At 51.3% G+C, this 20,991-nt stretch carries 18 protein-coding genes; 7 read left to right on the forward strand and 11 right to left on the reverse strand.

Features of this window, described 5'->3' with window-relative positions; translation table 11 throughout:
- The first annotated feature begins 263 nt into the window (after window positions 1-263).
- Entirely contained in the window at window positions 264-608 is a 345-nt protein-coding gene (locus tag A7983_RS16830) for a YejG family protein (RefSeq protein ID WP_005967255.1), read from the forward strand.
- Between the two features lie 64 nt (window positions 609-672).
- Here A7983_RS16830 and yejF read toward each other — a convergent pair whose 3' ends face one another.
- The 8 genes from yejF to yeiP form a co-directional block, all read right to left on the reverse strand.
- A complete protein-coding gene (gene yejF / locus A7983_RS16835; protein WP_005967257.1) occupies window positions 673-2,265 on the reverse strand; it encodes a microcin C ABC transporter ATP-binding protein YejF in 1,593 nt (530 codons plus the stop codon).
- Window position 2,266: 1 nt separating this feature from the next.
- Complete coding sequence (locus A7983_RS16840) at window positions 2,267-3,292, reverse strand: ABC transporter permease (protein ID WP_005967259.1); 1,026 nt, start codon at window positions 3,290-3,292, stop codon at window positions 2,267-2,269.
- On the reverse strand, window positions 3,292-4,386 hold the full coding sequence (locus A7983_RS16845) for a microcin C ABC transporter permease YejB (protein ID WP_005967261.1): 1,095 nt from the start codon (window positions 4,384-4,386) through the stop codon (window positions 3,292-3,294). The genes A7983_RS16840 and A7983_RS16845 overlap by 1 nt, the downstream gene beginning before the upstream one ends.
- 9 nt (window positions 4,387-4,395) lie before the next feature.
- On the reverse strand, window positions 4,396-6,201 hold the full coding sequence (locus A7983_RS16850; protein WP_005967263.1) for an extracellular solute-binding protein: 1,806 nt from the start codon (window positions 6,199-6,201) through the stop codon (window positions 4,396-4,398).
- Between the two features lie 356 nt (window positions 6,202-6,557).
- On the reverse strand, window positions 6,558-7,139 hold the full coding sequence (gene mepS / locus A7983_RS16855) for a bifunctional murein DD-endopeptidase/murein LD-carboxypeptidase (protein WP_005967268.1): 582 nt from the start codon (window positions 7,137-7,139) through the stop codon (window positions 6,558-6,560).
- Between the two features lie 325 nt (window positions 7,140-7,464).
- Window positions 7,465-8,166 (reverse strand): phosphatase PAP2 family protein, encoded by a 702-nt coding sequence (locus tag A7983_RS16860; protein ID WP_005967270.1) that lies wholly within the window; start codon window positions 8,164-8,166, stop codon window positions 7,465-7,467.
- Window positions 8,167-8,203: 37 nt separating this feature from the next.
- Window positions 8,204-9,190 carry a CobW family GTP-binding protein gene (locus tag A7983_RS16865; protein WP_005967272.1) on the reverse strand — a complete coding sequence of 329 codons (987 nt, stop codon included), beginning with the start codon at window positions 9,188-9,190 and terminating at the stop codon, window positions 8,204-8,206.
- An 87-nt stretch (window positions 9,191-9,277) separates the two neighbouring features.
- Window positions 9,278-9,850, reverse strand: coding sequence for an elongation factor P-like protein YeiP (gene yeiP, locus A7983_RS16870; protein ID WP_005967274.1), 573 nt, complete (start codon window positions 9,848-9,850; stop codon window positions 9,278-9,280).
- A gap of 435 nt (window positions 9,851-10,285) precedes the next feature.
- Between yeiP and A7983_RS16875 the strand changes: the two genes are divergently transcribed.
- Window positions 10,286-10,540 carry a hypothetical protein gene (locus tag A7983_RS16875; protein ID WP_005967276.1) on the forward strand — a complete coding sequence of 85 codons (255 nt, stop codon included), beginning with the start codon at window positions 10,286-10,288 and terminating at the stop codon, window positions 10,538-10,540.
- Window positions 10,541-10,550: 10 nt separating this feature from the next.
- On the opposite strand, the gene setB is transcribed toward A7983_RS16875, so the two are convergent.
- Entirely contained in the window at window positions 10,551-11,729 is a 1,179-nt protein-coding gene (setB, locus tag A7983_RS16880; protein ID WP_005967277.1) for a sugar efflux transporter SetB, read from the reverse strand.
- 334 nt (window positions 11,730-12,063) lie between these two features.
- Between setB and fruB the strand changes: the two genes are divergently transcribed.
- The 3 genes from fruB to fruA are packed head-to-tail and all read left to right on the forward strand — an operon-like array spanning window position 12,064 to window position 15,842.
- Window positions 12,064-13,197, forward strand: coding sequence for a fused PTS fructose transporter subunit IIA/HPr protein (fruB, locus tag A7983_RS16885; protein WP_005967279.1), 1,134 nt, complete (start codon window positions 12,064-12,066; stop codon window positions 13,195-13,197).
- Window positions 13,194-14,132 (forward strand): 1-phosphofructokinase, encoded by a 939-nt coding sequence (gene fruK / locus A7983_RS16890; protein WP_005967280.1) that lies wholly within the window; start codon window positions 13,194-13,196, stop codon window positions 14,130-14,132. The genes fruB and fruK overlap by 4 nt, the downstream gene beginning before the upstream one ends.
- An 18-nt stretch (window positions 14,133-14,150) precedes the next feature.
- Window positions 14,151-15,842 (forward strand): PTS fructose transporter subunit IIBC, encoded by a 1,692-nt coding sequence (fruA, locus tag A7983_RS16895; RefSeq protein WP_005967281.1) that lies wholly within the window; start codon window positions 14,151-14,153, stop codon window positions 15,840-15,842.
- A 165-nt stretch (window positions 15,843-16,007) separates the two neighbouring features.
- Here fruA and nfo read toward each other — a convergent pair whose 3' ends face one another.
- Both nfo and A7983_RS16905 read right to left on the reverse strand, forming a co-directional pair.
- The gene (gene nfo, locus A7983_RS16900) at window positions 16,008-16,853 is read right to left on the reverse strand and encodes a deoxyribonuclease IV (protein ID WP_005967282.1); all 846 of its coding nucleotides are present in this window, start codon (window positions 16,851-16,853) and stop codon (window positions 16,008-16,010) included.
- A gap of 204 nt (window positions 16,854-17,057) precedes the next feature.
- Window positions 17,058-18,131 (reverse strand): YeiH family protein, encoded by a 1,074-nt coding sequence (locus tag A7983_RS16905; protein ID WP_005967284.1) that lies wholly within the window; start codon window positions 18,129-18,131, stop codon window positions 17,058-17,060.
- A 117-nt stretch (window positions 18,132-18,248) separates the two neighbouring features.
- Between A7983_RS16905 and yieE the strand changes: the two genes are divergently transcribed.
- Both yieE and A7983_RS16915 read left to right on the forward strand, forming a co-directional pair.
- Window positions 18,249-19,121 (forward strand): DNA-binding transcriptional regulator YeiE, encoded by an 873-nt coding sequence (gene yieE, locus A7983_RS16910; RefSeq protein WP_005967286.1) that lies wholly within the window; start codon window positions 18,249-18,251, stop codon window positions 19,119-19,121.
- A 135-nt stretch (window positions 19,122-19,256) separates the two neighbouring features.
- Entirely contained in the window at window positions 19,257-20,732 is a 1,476-nt protein-coding gene (locus A7983_RS16915) for an amino acid permease (RefSeq protein ID WP_005967288.1), read from the forward strand.
- Window positions 20,733-20,991 lie beyond the last annotated feature (259 nt).

The raw sequence follows: 20,991 nt of genomic DNA on the forward strand, positions 1-20,991 counted from the left end.
GAATTTGACTAATAAGTGAATAAATAGGTCGAAAGGGGTTGAGATATTAAATGGAAAAGGTTACATATAGCCGGAAAAGAAGAGCAATTCGTGATCGGTTTGGCATTAATAGCGCTTGCAATCGGGCTTGTTAGCCACTAACACGATATGTAAAACGTGTGTTTGTTGTTTTTTTGTTCATCAAAAGTGGCGAGAAATGGTGTGAACACGCTACTATGATAAATATGTTACTATTTTGTGAATTATTACCTGAGGGAAAAGTAGTGGACAGTTTTCAACTTTCGGTAGTTCATCGCTTGCCGCAAAGTTATCGCTGGTTATCGGGTTTTGCTGGTATTAAGGTTGAACCGATTCCGCTGAGCGGCAGAGAAGAAGACAATAACCTGATTGGTCTCAAACTGTTGAGCCATGATGGCGATATCGCATGGGAAATCATGCGTCAGTTGAATCAATCCCTGTCTGAAATACAGGTTGAATGCGCCGTTCTGGAATGGGAAGGCGAACCGTGTCTGTTTTTACATCGTAACGACGAAAGTACCGCAATGTGCCGCTTGAAGAATGTCGGTGTTGCTATCGCAGAATCGGTATCGGCACAATATCCGTTTTAAACCGCAGCGTCAGTAAGGTGGCGCTGCGGTTTTCTCCCGTTTGTTTCTGCTGTTTTTCTGCCGTTCAGGATGAGAACTGTAACAATTCCCGCGTGTACTGTTCGGCAGGGTGCGTGAATACCTGTTTACATTCACCCTGCTCGACGACTTCGCCCTGTCGTAACACAATAACCTGATGACACAGCGAGCGAATAATCTGTAAATCATGGCTGATAAACAGGTAGGCGATTTTGTGCTTTTCCTGTAATGACTTCAGCAGCGTCAGTATTTGTGCCTGAACCGTCCTGTCCAGCGATGACGTTGGTTCATCGAGGATCAGCAGTTCTGGTTGCAGTATCAGTGCACGAGCGATAGCGATACGCTGGCGCTGACCGCCGGAAAATTCAGACGGATAGCGCCAGCGAGTAGTGGGATCCAGTCCCACTTCCTGCATCACCGCCACCACACGCTGTTCTCGCGCCTCTTTGCTCAACGTGTGATGGACAGTTAATCCCTCAGCAATAATTTGTTCCACATTTAGCCGCGGGTTCAGCGCGGAATTGGGGTCCTGAAAGACGACCTGAATCCGATGACGAAAGGGCAGCATTTGCTTACGGGTGAGCCCCTGCAAGGGCTGACCATCAAACCAGATATCGCCACGCGATTGAATCAGACGCAGCAGCGCTAATCCAGTTGTGCTTTTTCCTGAACCGGATTCCCCCACCAACCCCAGGCTTTCACCGCGCCGTAAGGTAAAGTTAATATTGTTAACTACCTGCTTTTCGTCAACGATACGGCGCAAAAGGCCGCGTTTGATGGGAAATGATACGTGCAACTGTTCCACCCGCAGGAGCGGTTCACCGTCATCCGCTACCGGAAGCGGCTCGCCTGATGGCTCTGCGTCCAGCAATTGGCGCGTGTAAGGATGCTGTGGTGCGCTGAAAAGCTGCTGACAGCTATTGTGCTCCACGGCCTTACCCGCTTTCATCACCGATACATTATCCGCTAACTGGCGGACGATATTCAGGTCGTGGGTGATGAACAGTAAGCTCATCCCCAGTTCCTGTTTCAGCTCGTTCAGCAATTTCAGTATTTGCGCCTGAACGGTAACGTCCAACGCTGTCGTAGGCTCATCGGCAATCAGTAAATCGGGCTGAGTCAGCAGCGCCATCGCAATCATGACGCGCTGACGTTCCCCACCGGAAAGCTGGTGTGGGAAATCATTCAACCGATTTTTAGCCTGACGGATGCCCACGCGATCCAGGCAGGAGATGACTTCGCTACGGGCTGGCTCGGTGCGCATTCCCCGGTGTAATGAAAGCACTTCAATCAGTTGCTTCTCAATACTTTGCAAGGGATTGAGCGATACCATCGGTTCCTGAAAGATCATTGCGATCCGATTACCGCGTATCTGACGTAGCGTTTTTTCATCGGCATGCAGCAGTGATTGCCCTGCGAAACGGATATCCCCTTGCGGATAAACCACGGGTGGGGAAGGGAGCAAACGCAGCACTGACAGTGCGGTGACGCTTTTCCCCGAACCTGATTCACCGACCAGCGCCAGCGTCTCGCCTGCATTGACCGCAAGTGAAAGCTGGTCGACAACGCGCTGCTCCTGATCGCCTTTGCGGAAGGCAATGCTGAGATTATCTATCTGCAATAACGGTGAACTGGACATATTAATGCGCCTTGCTGGGGTCAAAGGCGTCGCGTACCGCTTCGCCGATAAAAATGAGTAAGGAAAGCACGATGGAAAGCACCATAAACACGGTAATGCCTAGCCACGGTGCCTGAAGGTTATTTTTTCCTTCCAGCAATAAGGTGCCTAATGATGGCGAGCCCATAGGCAGACCAAAACCGAGAAAATCCAGCGACGTCAGTGTGGTAATCGAGCCGCAGAGAATAAAGGGCAAGTAGGTCAGCGTCGCGACCATCGCATTTGGCAGCATACAGCGGAACATAATGGCACGGTCGCTGACGCCCATTGCCTGTGCTGCACGAATGTAGTCAAAGTTTCGGGTACGCAGAAATTCAGCTCTGACCACACCAACCAGACTCATCCAGCCGAACAGCACGGTAATGCCTAATAGCCACCAGAAGTCCGGTTGGATCACGCTGGATAGCAGGATGATGAGAAACAGCGTCGGCATGCCAGACCACACTTCGATAAAGCGCTGGCCCCATAGGTCGAAACGTCCGCCGTAATACCCCTGTGTTGCCCCGACGATAATACCAATCACGCTGGACAGAATCGTGAGCGCCAGGCCGAATAGCAGTGAAATGCGGAAGCCATAAAGTACCTGTGCGACCACGTCTTTCCCCTGGCTGTCTGTTCCCAGCCAGTTCTGCCAGGAGGGCGCGGACGGGAAAGACGCGGTAGTTGCGTAGTTTATGGTGTCGTAGCTATAGTGAATCAGTGGCCAGATGGCCCAACCGTGGCTGTTGATACGTTCGGCGATATAGGGATCGCGGAAGTCAGTTGCGGTATCTAGCTGCCCACCGAATGTTCTCTCGCTGTGGTCAATGAGCACTGGCGTATAGAACTGGCTGTCATATTTCACCAGTAGCGGTTTGTCATTGGCAATCAATTCGGAAAATAGGCTGAGGATAAACAACACCATGAAAATCCACAGCGACCAGTAACCGCGACGATTACTTTTAAAACGCGCCCAGCGCGCCTGATTAATCGGGCTTAAGCGGCTCATTAGCGTCCCTCAAAATCGATACGTGGATCCACCAGCGTATAGGTTATGTCGCTGACGATATTCAGCAATAAGCCAATCAACGTGAAGATATACAGCGTGCCGAACATGACGGGATAATCGCGTTGCAGCGTCGCATCATAGCCCAGCAGACCCAACCCGTTGAGAGAGAACATCACCTCAATCAACAGTGAGCCGGTGAAAAACATGCTGATAAAGGTGGCGGGGAATCCCGCAATCACCAGCAGCATGGCATTACGGAACACGTGGCGGTAGAGAATGCTCTTTTCATCCAGCCCTTTAGCGCGCGCGGTCACGACGTATTGCTTACGAATTTCATCCATAAAGGAGTTCTTGGTGAGCATCGTTAAGGTGGCAAAACCACCAATCACGGAAGCCAGAACGGGTAGCGCGACATGCCACAAATAGTCGGTAATTTTGCTATACCACGGCAAGGTATCAAAATTGCTGGAAACCAACCCTCGAAGCGGGAACCAGTCCAGATAGCTGCCGCCTGCGAACAGTACAATCAAAATGATCGCAAATAAAAATGCGGGAATCGCATAGCCAATGATGATGAGCGTGCTGCTCCAGGTGTCGAATGGCGTCCCGTTCCTCACCGCTTTTTTGATGCCAAGCGGAATGGAGATCAGGTAGACAATCAGCGTACTCCATAGCCCCAGCGTAATCGAAACTGGCATGCTCTCCTTAATGAGTTGCATCACCGAAGATCCACGAAATAGGCTGTCACCGAAGTCAAAACGAACATAATCCCACAGCAGTTTAAAATAGCGCTCATGGATCGGTTTATCGAAGCCATAGCGTTTGGTGATTTCCTCGATGACTTCTGGGTCGAGTCCGCGTGAACCCCGGTAGGCGTTCTCGATATTAGGGGCACCGCTGGTGCCAGTACGGGCCATTCCGGCATCCATTCCGCTATTGGCGGTATAGCCGCTGCCGTGTCCCATTTCGATCGCCGCGATGGCCTGATCGACCGGGCCACCTGGGGCAATTTGTACAATGAAGAAGTTAATCGTAATAATCGCCCACAGGGTTGGAATGACCAGTAAGAGGCGGCGTAACAGATACGTTCCCATTTTGATTCCTTAACGTCGCTCTGCGGGCAGCGTGGCTGCCTGTTTGGTATCGAACCACCAGCCATCAAAACCAAGCGAATAAGCTGGGCGTACCGCAGGCATGGCAAACTTGTTCCAATAGGCGAAGCGGTCATGGTTGGAATACCACATCGGGATCATAAACTGATTCCAGGTCAATACCCTGTCCAGTGCGCGGCCTAATGACAGCAGTGGTACTTTTTGTCCTTGATGCTTAACGATGTCTTCGATGAGTGAATCGATAGCGGGATCGCTGACGCCAGGTCTGTTATAGGTCGAATCGATATATTGCGAGCTCCAGCGCATTTGCAGATCGGCGCTAGGGTAGAGAGAGGCGCCGTATAACGTGGCCGTCATATCGTAATCGCGCTTGCGGATACGATTATTGAACTGCGTGCTGTCGATGTTACGTACATTCATGGTAATGCCCAACTTTTTCAGGCTTTGCTGAAAAGGCAGGACATACTGCGAGTTGCCGGCGCTTGGTAGTAGCAGCTCAAACGTAAATGGCTGCCCGGTTTGGCGATTAACCAGTTTTTGATCTTTCAATTCCCAACCTGCGTCTTCCAGCAATTTGATGGCCTTAAGCCAGTTTTGTCGGTCATAGCCGCTGCCGTCGGAGGAGGGCGGTTGATAGCTGGGGCCAAAGACTTCGGCAGGGACTTTATCTTTGAGCGGCGTCAGCCAGGCCAATTCCTCGGCGCTAGGTTCACCTTTGGCGGCATACTCGGTGTTTTGGAAATAGCTGTCGGTACGTTGATAGGCGTTGTAATACAGCGCCTTGTTCATCCAGTTAAAGTCAAATGCCAGGGCGAGCGCCTGACGTACCCGACGATCCTGAAACTGCGGTCGCTGGATATTGAATGCCAACCAGCGTGTATCCTGAGCGGATTGATTGACCTGATCCTGCTTGATGATGTAGCCGCGTGCAAAATTGCCGCCCTGATATTGGGCCGCCCAGTTTTTTGGCGATCCTTCCTCACGCAGATCGAAGGCTCCGGCTTTAAAGGCTTCCAGCGCTACGCTGTCGTCCAGATAGTAGTCATAGCGAATTTTATCGAAATTATACTGGCCTTTATTTACCGGTAGATCGGCCCCCCAGTAGTCTTTCACGCGCGAATAGGTGACATATTGCCCCGTTCGATAGGCGGTGATGCGGTAAGGACCACTAGCCGGAGGCGGATAGGAGAGTGGTTCGTTGAATTTATGATTCTTCCAAAACTTCTCCGGCATGATGGGTAGCGTCAGCAGGCTGAACATACGGTTTTTGTCGGATACGGGAAAATCAAAACGCACGGTCAGTGGTGCAACAGCTTTGGCGGTAACGCCTTTAAAATAGATGCGGAACTGCGGTACACCCTGCGTCATAAACATGTTGTAGGTGAACGCCACGTCAGCGGCGGTGATCGGTGAGCCGTCATGAAAGTGGGCTTTGGGATTCATCTCTATTTCAATCCAGCGGAAATCCGCCGAATGGCGTGTCGTGAGCGCGACCAGCGGATAGTAGCTGCCGGGCTCGTCATCAGAAGACGTGAAGAGTGAATCGTAGAGTCGTTCTGTACGCGCTGCCGCTACGCCACGTAGCGCGAAACGGTTGAAATTGTCAAAAGTACCCAATGCGCTGAGGGTGATGTTGCCGCCTTTGGGGGCATCAGGATTAACGTAATCAAAATGGCTGAAGTTCTCGGCATACTTTGGTTCACCCAAAAGCGCAAAGCGGGTGCTGTTTTCAATCGTCTCGGCATGCACAAAAGGGGCCGTGCAAAGCAATACGGCAGCGATAACGCGTTTTAACATCTGACGGTAATCTCCTGCGAGTGGACGTTATCTGGTTGGGCGTTGTCTGATGCAGACATACCATACCGTAATGTCAACAATGCCGATTTCCTCGGCATAAAGTTCTTGAAATAATTAACATTCCCATCGGGAAGTTGCGTGTTTTCTTTTTATCATGAAATCAGGTGATAAACCTACCTTAATCACGGCCTGTTAATGTTTCAGGTTGTTGAGTCAGTCATATTTTGCGCAGTATGCAGAAGGGCAAGGTACGGGGGGGATACGCTGGGATAAAAAAACGCCGCTTAGGTGATAAGCGGCGTTAGTGTCGTTTCGTTGGCTAGTTAAACAATACCACAGCAAGGGACAGATATTGTTTAGCTGGTTTTTCCTTTACTCAGAACGCGGCGCCCTTCTTGATAACGCTTGTTCCAGTAGTCTTCCGTCATTTTGGAGATGATGACGCCACTGCTGGTTGATGCGTGGACGAACTGATCGTTGCCGAGGTAAATGCCAACATGGCGTCCGGTTGAACCTGCACGGAACAGAACAAGGTCGCCAACGCGCAGTTTGTTGCGCTGAATTTGCTGGCCCATCTCTTGCTGTTCATAGGTTGAACGCGGTAAATCCATGCCAAATTGTTCGCGGAAAGTGCGCTGAACGAAAGCTGAGCAGTCAATGCCACGGCGACTATCACCGCCTAAACGGTAACGAACACCTTTCCAACTGGCATATTGGTTAAGCAACTTGGACTTGATGTCCACGTTACGAACCAGTGCTTCAAATTCATCCTGAGAGGCTTGCAGTAAAAGACCATCTTTATCATTAACTGCATGCATATCAGTTTGAGCTTTATGGTTATATGCACTATTACTTCCACATGCGGAGAGCATCATTGCTACCGCTACGGCAGGCACTGCCCGCCAGATATATCTCAGAATCGGTTGAGACTTGACCATTATTGTTATGTTCCCTTGCTGTCCTTAACGATAAATATCGCTATGTAGTGTCCCCATTTCACTGGGGCATAATAAATGCCAAACGAAAACGAGATTCAGACTAAATCAGAGTTTCTTCTTAGCCAAACATTCATCAGCGAAAGTGTGCCAGAATGCACATTATTTCTCTTGCTGCGGGTAGTTCAGTGTGCGCCAAAAAGCAAACTTGAACGAGACTACCGCAACAGCAGGGGGATTGCGAGAAGTTTTAACTAATTTATTTATAAGATTTAATGATGTGTTCAGCTAAAAAATGTCGATGTAAAAAATCTGAAATCATGTGGATTTATACTGTCGATTTTTTAGGTAATAGTCGATTTAGCAAGGCAATAGCCGCATCGCTTGCTTGCGTTAATAACCACCAACTCAGGCCGACCAGAACAACCGAGAGCGAACCGACGGCAATATCGGTAAACCAATGTGCGCCGATCATGATGCGAGGTAAGGAGAAAACCACCATGATGGTCAGGCCGATAGCGAAAGCAGTGCGGGTAAAATAGCGCAGCATAAAGGCAGCAAAGATCATTAGCATCATACCGTGGTCGCCGGGGAAACTGTCCGATGAAGCATCTTTGGTCGGAATGCCCGTTAAGTCTGAAACACGGTTGACATCGCTAAAGTAGAGCGTCGGGCTGGCATGTTGAACAGGGAGCAAATGCCCTGCTTGATTCAGCACCACGGCAGTTAACAGCATGATAAAGCCAATGATCAACAAGCGGCGGCGCTCTGTGGGAGTGGCTTTCAAATAAAACGACAAATACAGTAATCCCATCGCAATGAGCGCACAGCCATCAAAGGCACGATTATTGGTAATAGCAACCAAATGTAAAAATGCCGGGCTATCAACCAAAAGATGATTGAAATAGAAGAAAACAGTACTGTCTACCGTGAACCAAAAACCATGATTTTCTGGTAAATACCAGGAAAAAAACAGACCAATGCCCAAAACATTGAGCACTAAAATAGAAGAAAGACGAGCAAATGACATAAGGCAAAGCATCCAAACAAAGACGAAAAACGCCAGTCTAGTCCACGTTAGCTAAACGAGCCTTTAACAGCGCGGTTTGTAATGTATTCCATTCTGCCGGCGTTTCATTGATGACTTCGATACGGCTATCAATCGGTGCCGCCGATCGGGTTTCTATATGCAGATCGTGTCCCTGACGATTGACGACGAGCGTTCCCTCTTTTATACGCATCACCCCTTTAACCCGGCTCACGGGTGAAAGGCGAACCCAGTCCAGCAGGGCGGCGGTGTCAAAAGCAGTGTCAGGCTCGAATATCCAACCGCAGGCGTGATAGCCCTGGCCCTGATTGAGAGAACGTCGCCAGGATTGTCCATCCGGTAGCTTCAGCGCAGCCAAACCATTTGTTGGCTTATGTGAATGGTGGTGGGTGCCATCGGGCAGTTCGCGCACGTTGTGGCGTGCTTGATCGAGTTGCTGCCGGTCAACGTTTCCCTGGCTAACTTCGATAATTTGCCGACCATCACCACTTGTCTGTTGCCACTGCTGTAATGCCGCGAGATCGTCGATGGTATAAGTATCACGCTTGTTGGCGATAATCATGTCAGCGGCAGCGAGCTGGTCGCGGAAATTTTCATTTTCCGTGTAGCGTGTGTCGCTTAATTGGCGCGCATCCAGCAGACACAGCGTAGCCTGCAATGTCAGCCAGGGCTGATAGATATCACTCGTCAGCAAGGAAAGAATTTGTTTTGGATGACCAAGCCCGGTGGGTTCGATGAGTAATCGATGGGGTTTTTTCTGTTGCAGCAGCATATTCAGGCCAACCTGCATCGGCAAACCATTTACGCAACACATACAGCCGCCAGGAATCTCTTTCAGAACTGCACCGCTATCTGCCAGTAGCGCGCCGTCAATACCCACTTCACCAAATTCATTGACCAGCACCGCCCAGACTTCGTCTTCAGGCTTTTGCGACAGAAGATGGCGAATAGTGGTCGTTTTTCCACTACCCAGAAACCCGGTGATCAAATTGACTTTTGTTAGCATGGCAGGTTCCTATGCGAATGGAAGGTTGAGATGTGCCGGATGGATCATCCGGCGACACGTGTCGTGCTGATGGCGCAGTTGATGTGGTTAGTCTGCGCGGCCCATGTAACGACGTTCTGGGATATGAATACGGATTTTTTCACCCGCACTCAGATATTCTGGAACAGGGATGACCAAACCGGTGCTCATGGTGGCAGGTTTGTTACGTGAGCTGGCAGAGGCACCTTTAATGCCCGGCGCCGTCTCGATGATTTCCAGATCTACCGTCTGCGGCAGTTCCAGCGCGATGATTTGGCCGTCCCAACTCAACACCTGAATCCCCGGCATACCACCTTCAGGGATAAACAGCAGTTCTTCTTCTATTTGATCTTTTTTGAAGAGATAAGGGGCGTAGTCTTCATCATCCATAAAGACGTATTCGTCACCGTCAATATAAGAGAAGGTCACCGTGCGGCGGGTCAGCGTGATGGTGTCGATAATATCATCGCCTTTAAAACGCTCTTCCACTTTCAAACCCGTGCGGACGTCAGAAAAACGCATTTTATACAATGTACTGGCACCGCGGGCGCTGGGGCTCTGGACGTCAATGTCCTTTACCAGCAATAATTTGTCATTATAGTTAACAACCATTCCGCGTTTAATCTCGTTCGCTCTTGCCATAAAAATTACCTGTTATAAGGAGTGTGATTTTTGTGGCGACACGTTACTCGCGCCGGAGAATTCAGGCAAGTATATACTCGTCATCCTTCAAATTTCATGTACGTTGGCTACGCTACTCGGCACACTTGCGTATGCCTCGCCCCGTTGGGGCCGCTGCAAGCAGCGTTCAAACCTGCCTCCGGCAGATTTGTCTGTCACCCGAATCACTTACTTGTGTAAGCTCATCGGGATGAAATGAGAGACATCCTGTCTCTCACCGAAGGCCAGCCGTTGGCTGGTCAAATTCGTTCCTGACGAATTTGTCCTTCGCTTGCCGCCTGCCTGAAATTCGAATTATTTAGAGTATAAGGAAAAAAGGGCTGATATTGGTTTTTTACTGTGGGGCTGCTATCGTGGCGAACTCTATCCCTTGTCAGCCCACCGAAGAGCTTACTGATGGACTGTCGCCCCCATTGCGGTGCTTGCTGCATCGCGGCATCGATTTCAACGCCAATGCCTGGCCTGCCGCACGGCAAGCCTGCCAACACGCCTTGTATTCATCTTGATGAGGCGATGCGCTGCGGGCTATTCCATTCCCCGCTGCGGCCTGCGGTTTGTGCAGGGCTAAAGCCGCGGGCGGATATGTGTTTCAGCCATCGCGATGAGGCAATGATTTACCTGCTCAAACTGGAAGCCGATACCGCACCCTAACTTGTGGTGGTCAGACATCTTTGATGCGCCACATACAATAGATGGAGCCGACTATCATCAGCAGGGCGAAGAAGAACACGGCATGATAGCTCCAGATTTCAGCAACGATCCCAGCCAGTGAACCGGAGATGATCCAGCCAACGCGCGTGGTATTGGTAAACAGCGTCGTCGCTGCACCGGCCTGTCCAGGCATTAAATCCTGAAAGTAGAGCATACCGATCCCAGCCAGAATACCGATGAAGATGGCGTTCAGCACCTGTAACGCCAGCAGCGCGATTTCACCATTCAGAAACAGTAGGCCACCGAAGAACAGTAAACCGGAGGCGACGGCAAGCCGCATTAGGAGTCGTTTACCGAAGCGTTTGGCAACGTAGCCTGCAATCAGCATCACCGGAATTTCCAGCCCGGCAGCTACGCCCATCATGATACCTGCCAGTTTTTCTGGTAGATGCAGTTCATGCACCAGATACAACGGCATATTAATGAGGTAAATCCCGTTGCAGGTCCACATCAAGGTACACGCAACGAACAGCAGGAGCGTGTCCCGGCGGTTGCGGCGCGGCGATTCCAGCGTGGAAGTCGTTTTCTCCACGGCTTTGGGCATGGATGGAAGAAAGAGTTTGACCAGGATGCCGCACAAGACAAAGACAACGGCGGCGGTCAAATACATCGTCGTGAAGCCGAATCCGAGTGCCAGCGCAAAGGCGATGGGGGGGCCGACAACCCAGGCGAGCGAAATTTGGGCACGAAGAATTGAGCTGAACATCGCTGCTTCACGACCCGTTTTATCCGCGTGCTCTCGTGCCAGTGCAAAAAGCTGCGGGTTTGCCGTCGAGCCGAAGCTGCTCAATAAGACGCCGATAAAGAGCAGAATAAAGTAGTTCCGGTTCCATGCAAACAGCATGCAGGCCAGTGCGCCGAGCAGGCAGCAGATGAATATCAGTGATTTGCGATCGCCCTGACGATCCGAGCGCGTGGCCAGTATTTGGCTAACGATAATGCCGATAACCGCGCTACCGGTATAAAACATGCCCACCATAAAAGGACGAGCCTGTACTTCGCTGGAAAGAAAAAGGCTGAGTGTGGGAAGTTGCAGGGCGCCTGCCGTTCCGGTCAGAAAGGCAATAACTAAAAATGCTGACGATGTCAGATCAAGCGAACGTCGTGTTGTGTTTGCAGGAGTGAACATAAATTGATAGCGCTTGGAAAATAGGCAGAGACTGTCGAGCGCGACATACTACTCGCGTTTATAATGAAACCGAAATCTTGTTTCATTATTTTTCGTCAGCATGACTTCAGCCATTTGAGGTTTTTTGTTGGCGGGCAGCGCGTCATCCACGTTAAAATGTGCGTTATGTCAAAATTTTGTTACGTCAGCAGCGTAGAAAGCTTGCATAAATGACGCAATAGAATGAGACTTTTGAAACGTTTCAGCGGGATTTTTTTTGAAACGCCCTAATAATCGCCACATTTTTTTCTCATAAAAGCTGAAACGATTCAACTTTCAGCGGGAGAGGAGAGCCATGTTCCAGTTGTCACAGCAAGATATTCATTTGGGCGCAGCGGCCAGCAACAAGCAGGAAGCTATCCAGCTTGTTGCTTCAGCATTGACCGATGCCGGGTGCGTTAACGCAGGGTATGTCGACGGCATGCTACAGCGCGAACAGCAAACCTCTACCTATTTGGGAAGCGGCATTGCTATCCCTCACGGCACAACCGATACCCGCGATCTGGTATTGAAGACCGGGGTTCAAGTATTTCAGTTTCCTCAGGGTATCGCCTGGGGAGAAGATCAAACCGCCTATGTAGTGTTAGGTATTGCCGCTCGCTCTGACGAACACTTGGCTTTGCTGCGTCAGTTGACTCACGTTTTGAGCGACGATCGCATAGCGGCACGTCTGGCAAGCACCACCTCAGCAGAAGAACTGCGTAGCCTGCTGATGGGCGAGCAGCAACTAGCGGAGTTCCGTTTTGACACCTCGCTGATTGCGCTGGATGTGGCGACCGATAATCTGCTGACGCTTCAGGCACTGAACGCCGGCCGTCTTCAGCAGGTTGGTGCAGCAGACGCCAGCTTTGTCAGCACCACTGTCAGCAATAAGCCACTGAATTTGGGACAGGGTGTGTGGTTCAGCGATAGCGCTGTCGGTAACCTCAGCAGCGCGGCTGCGGTGGCACGTCCAGCCGCGCCTTTCAGCGTTGATGGTGAAAACGTGGCCCTGCTGGTAACCGTTGCGGCGACTGACGATCAAGCTTTTGCACCGATTGATTACCTGAGCAACCTGCTGATTGCGCAAAAAGCGGAACGTCTGCTGACGGCTGATGCACCGACGCTGCTGGCACTCTTGACCAGCGATGTGCCGGAAGAGAGCGAAGTGCTGACGGCAGAATTTGCCATTCGTAACGAACACGGCCTGCACGCCCGTCCGGGCACCATGCTGGTAAACGTGATCAAGCAGTTCACCAGTGAAATTACGGTGACCAATCTGGATGGCACAGGCAAACCAGCAAATGGCCGCAGTCTGATGAAAGTGGTCGCGCTGGGCGTGAAAAAAGGTCACAAACTGCGTTTCACCGCCAGCGGTAGTGATGCAGAACAAGCGCTGGCTGCGATTGGCGAGGCGATTACGTCCGGTTTGGGCGAGGGGGCAGCATGAGCAGGAGAGTAGCCACAATCACCCTGAATCCAGCTTACGATCTGGTTGGCTATTGCCCTGAAGTTGAGAAAGGCGAAGTCAATCTGGTTCAGACAGCGGGTCTGCACGCCGCGGGCAAAGGTATCAACGTTGCCAAGGTGCTGAAAGACCTCGGGATTGATGTCACGGTAGGTGGCTTTCTGGGTAAAGACAATCAGGATGGTTTTCAGCAATTGTTCAGCGAGCTGGGCATTGCCAACCGTTTTCAGGTTGTGCCGGGGCGCACGCGTATTAATGTCAAATTAACCGAAAAAGATGGTGATGTAACCGACTTCAACTTTTCTGGTTTTGAAGTGACACAGCAAGACTGGCAGCGCTTCGTCAATGATTCGCTGAGCTGGCTGGGGCAGTTCGACATGGTCGCGGTGAGCGGCAGTTTGCCTGCGGGTGTCGATCCTGATGCGTTTACCGACTGGATGTCGCGTCTGCGCACGCAGTGTCCGTGCATTATTTTCGACAGCAGCCGTGAAGCGCTGGTGGCGGGACTGAAGGCCTCTCCTTGGTTGGTGAAACCAAACCGCCGGGAGCTGGAAATATGGGCTGGGCGTAAATTACCTACGCTGGCTGATGTGGTGGATGCTGCTCACGCGCTGCGTGAACAGGGTATCGCGCACGTTGTGATCTCACTGGGCGCAGAAGGCGCACTGTGGGTGAATGCATCTGGCGCGTGGTTAGCGAAACCACCGGCCTGTGATGTGGTAAGTACGGTAGGGGCGGGCGACTCCATGGTTGGGGGGTTGATTTATGGCTTATTAATGCGTGAGTCCAGTGAGCACACTCTGCGTTTGGCTACGGCAGTTTCGGCTCTGGCCGTCAGCCAAAGTAATGTAGGTATTACCGATCGTCCTCAGTTGGCCGCAATGATGGCGCGTGTCGACCTGAAACCCTTTAATTGATACAGCAGGAGACAAACAATGAAAACGCTGCTGATTTTGGATAAATCACTGGGCCTGGCGAGAAGCCAACTGGTGAAGAACCTACTCGGCGCTGCCGCTGCGAAAGCAGGGGTGACGTTTACAGAACATGCTAACGACGCTGAACTGGCGATCGTTCTGGGTGCATCCGCTGCGGCGGACAGCGCACTGAATGGCAAGCAGGTCTATGTCGGTGAGATCGAACTGGCTGTTTCACAGCCGGACGCTTTTTTAGCAAAAGCGCAAGCTGAAGCAACGACATATCAGACTGTCGCGTCAGCTTCCGTTCAGCCACCCGCGGCTGCCAAGCGTATTGTGGCGATAACGGCGTGCCCGACTGGCGTCGCGCACACGTTTATGGCAGCAGAAGCGATTGAAAGCGAAGCCAAAAAACGCGGCTGGTGGGTTAAGGTTGAAACACGCGGCTCCGTTGGTGCAGGTAATGCGATTACCCCAGAGGAAGTGGAGCAGGCCGATCTGGTGATCGTTGCGGCAGATATTGAAGTCGATCTGGCGAAGTTTGCCGGTAAGAAGATGTATCGCACTTCTACCGGGCTGGCGCTGAAAAAGACGGCACAGGAGTTAGACAAGGCGCAGGCTGAAGCCAAAGTGTATCAGCCATCCGGACAATCCAGCGTGGCAAGCGCGAGCGAGTCGGGTCAGAAAGGCGGAGCAGGCCCATATCGTCACCTGTTGACCGGCGTGTCTTACATGCTGCCGATGGTGGTGGCGGGTGGTTTGTGTATCGCGCTGTCATTTGTCTTTGGTATTGAAGCCTTTAAACAGGAAGGTACGCTGGCCGCAGCGCTGATGAAGATCGGTGGCGGTTCTGCCTTTGCGCTAATGGTGCCAGTTCTCGCGGGCTATATCGCTTTCTCCATTGCGGATCGTCCTGGCTTAACGCCGGGTCTGGTTGGCGGGATGTTGGCGGTCAGTACAGGAGCTGGCTTCCTTGGCGGGATTATTGCCGGCTTCCTGGCAGGTTATATTGCCAGAGCGATCAACAATAAACTGATTCTGCCGCAAAGTTTGACTGCGCTAAAACCGATCCTGATCATTCCGCTGTTCGCTACATTGATCACCGGTCTTATCATGATTTACGTCGTCGGTACGCCGGTGGCGAAAATCCTGACGGGCCTGACAGGCTGGCTGCAATCCATGGGCACGGCGAATGCGGTGATCCTGGGGGCGATTCTGGGCGCGATGATGTGTACGGATATGGGCGGCCCGGTTAACAAAGTGGCTTACGTCTTCGGTACGACCTTGCTCAGTAGCCAGATTTACGCACCGATGGCTGCCGTCATGGCCGCGGGTATGGTGCCACCGCTGGCAATGGGTCTGGCAACTGTGCTGGCAAGTAAGAAATTTAACCCGACCGAGCGTGAAGGGGGCAAAGCGGCGTTTGTGCTGGGCCTGTGCTTTATCTCCGAAGGGGCAATTCCTTACGCCGCGCGCGATCCAATGCGCGTTCTGCCTTGCTGTATCGTCGGTGGGGCACTAACTGGCGCACTGTCTATGGCGGTAGGCGCTAAGTTAATGGCACCACACGGTGGTCTGTTCGTCCTGTTGATTCCAGGCGCGATTACCCCGGTTATCGGCTATCTGTTAGCGATCATTGCGGGAACGGCGGTAGCGGGCGTGCTGTACGCTCTGCTGAAACGCTCTGATGAACAACTGGCGAAAGCTGCATAAGTCTGATTATCGTTATAAATTTCACGATGCAGGCGGGGACGGGGACGTTAACCGTCACGCCAGCAAAATTGAAGAAAGTGTAATGCCATAACACAGGGATGTGGATGAGATAGCGCCAGTTGGTATTCACCATCTGGCGCTTTTTTTACAGGATAAAAAGACTAATCAGCACTGGGCTTCAGACTTGAGCCAGGCGATTTCGTCGGTCCAGATATCGGGATTGACCGTTTCCAGAATCATCGGGATACCGTCAAAACGGGGATCTTTCATGATGTAGCTGAAAGCGGTTTTACCGATATTACCTTCTCCCAGACTGTGGTGTCGGTCAACGCGGCTACCGAACGTGCTTTTCGCATCATTCAAATGCATGCCGCGCAGATAGCGGAATCCAACAATACGGTCGAATTCAGCAAAGGTCGCTTCACAATCCGCTTCCGTTCGCAGATCGTAACCGCCAGCGAAAGCGTGGCAGGTATCGATACACACGCCAACGCGGCTTTTATCTTCCACGCCATCAATGATGGCCGCCAGATGTTCAAAGCGAAAGCCCAGGTTACTGCCTTGTCCGGCGGTATTTTCAATCACGGCGGTGACACCGTCCGTTTCCGCCAGCGCGATGTTGATGGATTCGGCAATACGTGCCAGACAGTCCGCTTCCTCGATCTGTTTCAGATGGCTACCGGGGTGAAAGTTCAGCAGGCTCAGCCCAAGCTGCTGGCAGCGGGACATTTCATCAATAAACGCGATGCGTGATTTTTCCAATGCTTCCTCTTCTGGGTGACCCAGGTTAATCAGGTAGCTGTCGTGGGGCAGAATCTGTGCTGGTGTATAGGCATACTGTTCACAGGCAGTTTTAAAACGGTCAATGACCTCTGTGCTGAGCGGTGCAGCCTGCCATTGGCGCTGATTCTTGGTAAATAAAGCGAAAGCCGTCGCTTTTATCTCATGCGCGCGGATCACGGCCTGATCGACCCCGCCTGCTGCGCTAACGTGCGCCCCGATGTATTTCATGTTGGTCTCCTCTGATCTCGGGGACATTATGGCATCGTCGCGTATACCCGTCATACTTCAAGTTGCATGTGTGTTGGCTGCGCTCACTCACCCGAATCACTTACTTGAGTAAGCTCATCGGGATTCCCTCACTTGCCGCCTTCCTGAAACTCGAATTATTTAGGGTATAGGTTAATCAGACGTTAATGGGTAAATAATTTATCGTTAGCGGAATAAGTGTTCGAAGAACAGATTGATTCCCGCCCCACCGATTATCAGCCAGATAAACAGAATCAGTGCCAGCAGCAGTGGTTTTGCCCCTGCCTGACGGATGGCACTGAATCGGGTCGTCAGGCCGAGAGCCACCATCGCCATGGTCAGCAGCACATTATCCAGTTGGATCAGTTGTGTGACGAGGACGGGAGAAAGTAGCGGGAAAGAATTGAACCCAGCCACGGCGATAAACCCCAGCGCAAACCACGGGAACATCAGTGGCATGCTTTCTTCCACATCACTTTTTGGCATCGCTTTCTTCAGGCAGAACCCAAGAATGAGAAGGAAAGGTGCCAGCATCATCACTCGCAGCATTTTGCTGATAACAGCGATGTTTTCCGTCGCACCATCGACGGCATGCCCTGCGGCAACGACCTGAGCCACTTCATGTATCGTTGAGCCAAAATACAGGCCGACGATCTGCGGCGTGGCCTCAATCCAGTGATGTTCGAGATTGAGCTGATAGAGCCATGGATACAAAAACATAGCTGTCGTACCGAAAATCACCACGGTGGAAACCGCGACAGCAGTCGCATTGCTGGATGCTTTGACGACGGGGGCTGTCGCCATGATCGCCGCCGCACCACAGATACTGCTGCCCGCACCGATGAGAATCACGGTTTCATTGTCGAGCTTCAGACAGCGCTTGCCTATCCAGCAGGCGAGCAAGAACGTCAGCGTGACGACGGTGAGATCGACGGCAATGCCGGTAACGCCCACGGCAGCAACCTGCTGAAAGCTGAGCCGAAACCCATAAAGTATGATGCCCCAGCGCAATAAATGCTGCTTGGCCCACTGTACGCCGGGGTCGCATAGAGGATGAATTCGCGGATACACGCTATTCCCCAGCACGATCCCCATTAGGATCGCTAATGTCAGTGAGCCGGGTCCCCAGTGGGCGATTTTCGGAATATTTGCCAGCCAGAGAAGTGAAAAAGTTATTAAACTGATTAACAGCAGGCCAGGTAATCGCGCTTTTGCTCCATGGTGTGGGGTTATCGCTTGTAATGTTGCAGGAAGAGCCATGAGTTTGGTGCCTATTCTGACCGTACCGATTGAGAAGCCAGCTTATAATCCATGAGATTAAAAGAGAAATTGATTATATATTTATAACCTATAGGTATTTCAGATAAAGAGCGCACTATGCATATCACGTTACGTCAGTTGGAAGTCTTTGCCGAAGTCCTGAAAAATGGTTCAACGACACAGGCCTCCGTTGTGCTTGCACTTTCTCAATCGGCTGTCAGTGCCGCTTTGGCTGATTTAGAAGGGCAATTGGGGGTTCAACTCTTTGATCGCGTGGGTAAACGTCTGGTTGTCAATGAGCATGGTCGCTTGCTTTACCCCAAAGCGCTGGCGTTGCTTGAACAATCGATGGAGATTGAACAGCTCTTCCGGCGTGACAATGGGGCGTTGCGTATTTATGCCAGCAGCACTATCGGTAACTATTTATTGCCTGCGATGATTGCTCGTTATCGTCATGACTATCCTGACATTCCACTGGAACTGCACGTTGGCAATACTAAAGATGTCATAACCCGCGTGTCCGAATTTAGTGTTGATTTGGGCTTGATTGAAGGGCCTTGCCATCACCCTGATTTAATTACGCAACCCTGGTTGGAAGATGAGTTAGTGGTGTTTTGCTCCCCGGAACACCCGCTTAGTCGGGGGGCAGTGTCACTAGCCGCGCTGGCGGATGCGCATTGGATCTTGCGTGAACGCGGTTCGGGCACGCGCGAAGTGCTGGATCATTTGCTGCTGACGCACCTGTCGCATTTTCATCTGGTCATGGAGTTAGGCAATTCGGAAGCAATTAAGCATGCGGTTCGCCACGGAATCGGCATCAGTTGCCTGTCGCGGCATGTGATTGCCGAGCAGTTGGCGGCGGGCACGCTGGTGGAATTGAAGGTGCCATTGCCTAAGCTCACGCGTACCTTGTATCTGGTTCATCACCGACAGAAGCATCTTTCGAATGTATTGCGGCGTTTCCTGAGTTATTGCTGCGAAACGGTATAGCGGAGCTATTTTCTGCTGCTAATAATCGGGCGTGAGTTATTAAGCTCTCTTATAACTCGACGATCTTAACTATCCAGAGCAAGTCTATTTGTTACAATCCCGCCTCGATTTTTAGCACGAGCACGCGGGATAACAATGGCTCAGCACGATATTCAACAAACTACACAGGGCGCACCGACCCTGCGCCGTGAACTGAAAGCACGGCATTTAACGATGATCGCGATTGGCGGATCGATTGGCACCGGGCTATTTGTCGCTTCGGGCGCAACGGTTTCACAAGCGGGCCCGGGTGGCGCACTCTTGTCCTATGCCCTGATTGGGCTGATGGTTTATTTCCTGATGACTAGTCTGGGCGAACTGGCGGCATTTATGCCAGTTTCCGGTTCATTCTCTACCTACGGTTCCCGCTATGTTGAAGAAGGTTTCGGCTTTGCGTTGGGCTGGAACTATTGGTACAACTGGGCGGTAACCATCGCAGTCGATCTGGTTGCGGCGCAGTTGGTGATGGGATATTGGTTCCCCGAGGTATCGGGCTGGATCTGGAGCGCCCTGTTTCTGGCACTGATGTTCCTGCTTAACTACATTTCCGTGAAAGGGTTTGGCGAAGCCGAGTACTGGTTCTCACTGATTAAAGTGACGACGGTCATTATTTTCATCGCCGTTGGCGTAATGATGATTACGGGCATTATGAGCGGTGCGGAAAATGCAGGGTTCCACAATTGGCAAATCGGTGATGCACCGTTTGCAGGGGGATTCTCCGCCATGATCGGTGTGGCGATGATTGTTGGTTTCTCTTTCCAGGGTACTGAACTGATTGGTGTCGCTGCCGGTGAATCTCAGGATCCGGGGAAAAATATCCCCCGCGCGATCCGCCAGGTTTTCTGGCGTATCCTGCTGTTCTACATCTTTGCGATTCTGATTATCAGCTTAATCATTCCTTATACCGACCCGAACTTGCTGCGTAATGATGTAAAAGACATTACGGTAAGTCCGTTCACGCTGGTGTTTGAGAATGCGGGTCTGCTGTCTGCTGCTGCGGTCATGAATGCGGTGATCCTGACGGCGGTGCTGTCGGCGGGTAACTCCGGGATGTACGCCTCTACGCGTATGCTGTTTACGCTGGCGTCGGAAGGTAAAGCGCCGCGCATTTTCGCCAAGCTGTCAAAAGGCGGCGTGCCGCGCAATGCGTTGTACGCAACAACCGTGGTGGCGGCGTTGTGTTTCCTGTCTTCTCTGTATGGCAACCAAACGGTTTATTTGTGGCTGCTGAATACCTCCGGTATGACAGGCTTTATTGCCTGGCTGGGGATCGCGATCAGCCATTACCGTTTCCGTCGTGGCTATGTGATGCAAGGTCATGACCTGAATCGTCTGCCTTATCAGTCGCGTTTCTTCCCATTAGGGCCGATCTTCGCGTTTGTGCTCTGCCTAATCATCACGTTGGGACAGAATTATCAGGCGTTCCTGGAAGATAAAATCGATTGGTATGGTGTGACGGCCACGTACATCGGTATTCCGCTGTTCCTGCTGATTTGGCTCGGCTATAAGGTGTATCGCGGAACGGGCTTCATTAAATATCAGGATATGACGTTCCCGGATCATAAAGACTAATCGTGATAATGCGGTCAACGTGGCCGCTTTTTACCTTGTCATTTATTTTCACGCCGCTGATGAAATTTTTATCAGTGGCGTTTTTTTTCTTCAAAATCGCCTTTCTATATCAAATATTTTGAATTTAATTGCCGCAGCGTATGGCCTGCTGATTGTTTCTTATTCTTCTTAGTGAATGCGTTATTACTACGAAAATCGGCATTTATAAACGGAAGTTAAACGAAAGATAAAATGCTAATACTTATCATTTACGTTTCAA

It is taken from the genome of Pectobacterium wasabiae CFBP 3304 (assembly GCF_001742185.1).
Classification (GTDB): domain Bacteria; phylum Pseudomonadota; class Gammaproteobacteria; order Enterobacterales; family Enterobacteriaceae; genus Pectobacterium; species Pectobacterium wasabiae.

Bases quoted from the DNA above. Each gene is read 5' to 3' on its own strand.
- A7983_RS16905 (WP_005967284.1), bottom strand. From the start codon at position 18,131: ATGGCTCTTCCTGCAACATTACAAGCGATAACCCCACACCATGGAGCA.
- A7983_RS16860 (WP_005967270.1), bottom strand. From the start codon at position 8,166: ATGTCATTTGCTCGTCTTTCTTCTATTTTAGTGCTCAATGTTTTGGGC.
- setB (WP_005967277.1), bottom strand. From the start codon at position 11,729: ATGTTCACTCCTGCAAACACAACACGACGTTCGCTTGATCTGACATCG.
- yieE (WP_005967286.1), top strand. From the start codon at position 18,249: ATGCATATCACGTTACGTCAGTTGGAAGTCTTTGCCGAAGTCCTGAAA.
- nfo (WP_005967282.1), bottom strand. From the start codon at position 16,853: ATGAAATACATCGGGGCGCACGTTAGCGCAGCAGGCGGGGTCGATCAG.
- fruA (WP_005967281.1), top strand. From the start codon at position 14,151: ATGAAAACGCTGCTGATTTTGGATAAATCACTGGGCCTGGCGAGAAGC.
- fruB (WP_005967279.1), top strand. From the start codon at position 12,064: ATGTTCCAGTTGTCACAGCAAGATATTCATTTGGGCGCAGCGGCCAGC.
- A7983_RS16845 (WP_005967261.1), bottom strand. From the start codon at position 4,386: ATGGGAACGTATCTGTTACGCCGCCTCTTACTGGTCATTCCAACCCTG.
- A7983_RS16865 (WP_005967272.1), bottom strand. From the start codon at position 9,190: ATGCTAACAAAAGTCAATTTGATCACCGGGTTTCTGGGTAGTGGAAAA.
- A7983_RS16840 (WP_005967259.1), bottom strand. From the start codon at position 3,292: ATGAGCCGCTTAAGCCCGATTAATCAGGCGCGCTGGGCGCGTTTTAAA.
- mepS (WP_005967268.1), bottom strand. From the start codon at position 7,139: ATGGTCAAGTCTCAACCGATTCTGAGATATATCTGGCGGGCAGTGCCT.
- fruK (WP_005967280.1), top strand. From the start codon at position 13,194: ATGAGCAGGAGAGTAGCCACAATCACCCTGAATCCAGCTTACGATCTG.
- A7983_RS16915 (WP_005967288.1), top strand. From the start codon at position 19,257: ATGGCTCAGCACGATATTCAACAAACTACACAGGGCGCACCGACCCTG.
- yeiP (WP_005967274.1), bottom strand. From the start codon at position 9,850: ATGGCAAGAGCGAACGAGATTAAACGCGGAATGGTTGTTAACTATAAT.
- A7983_RS16850 (WP_005967263.1), bottom strand. From the start codon at position 6,201: ATGTTAAAACGCGTTATCGCTGCCGTATTGCTTTGCACGGCCCCTTTT.
- A7983_RS16875 (WP_005967276.1), top strand. From the start codon at position 10,286: ATGGACTGTCGCCCCCATTGCGGTGCTTGCTGCATCGCGGCATCGATT.
- yejF (WP_005967257.1), bottom strand. From the start codon at position 2,265: ATGTCCAGTTCACCGTTATTGCAGATAGATAATCTCAGCATTGCCTTC.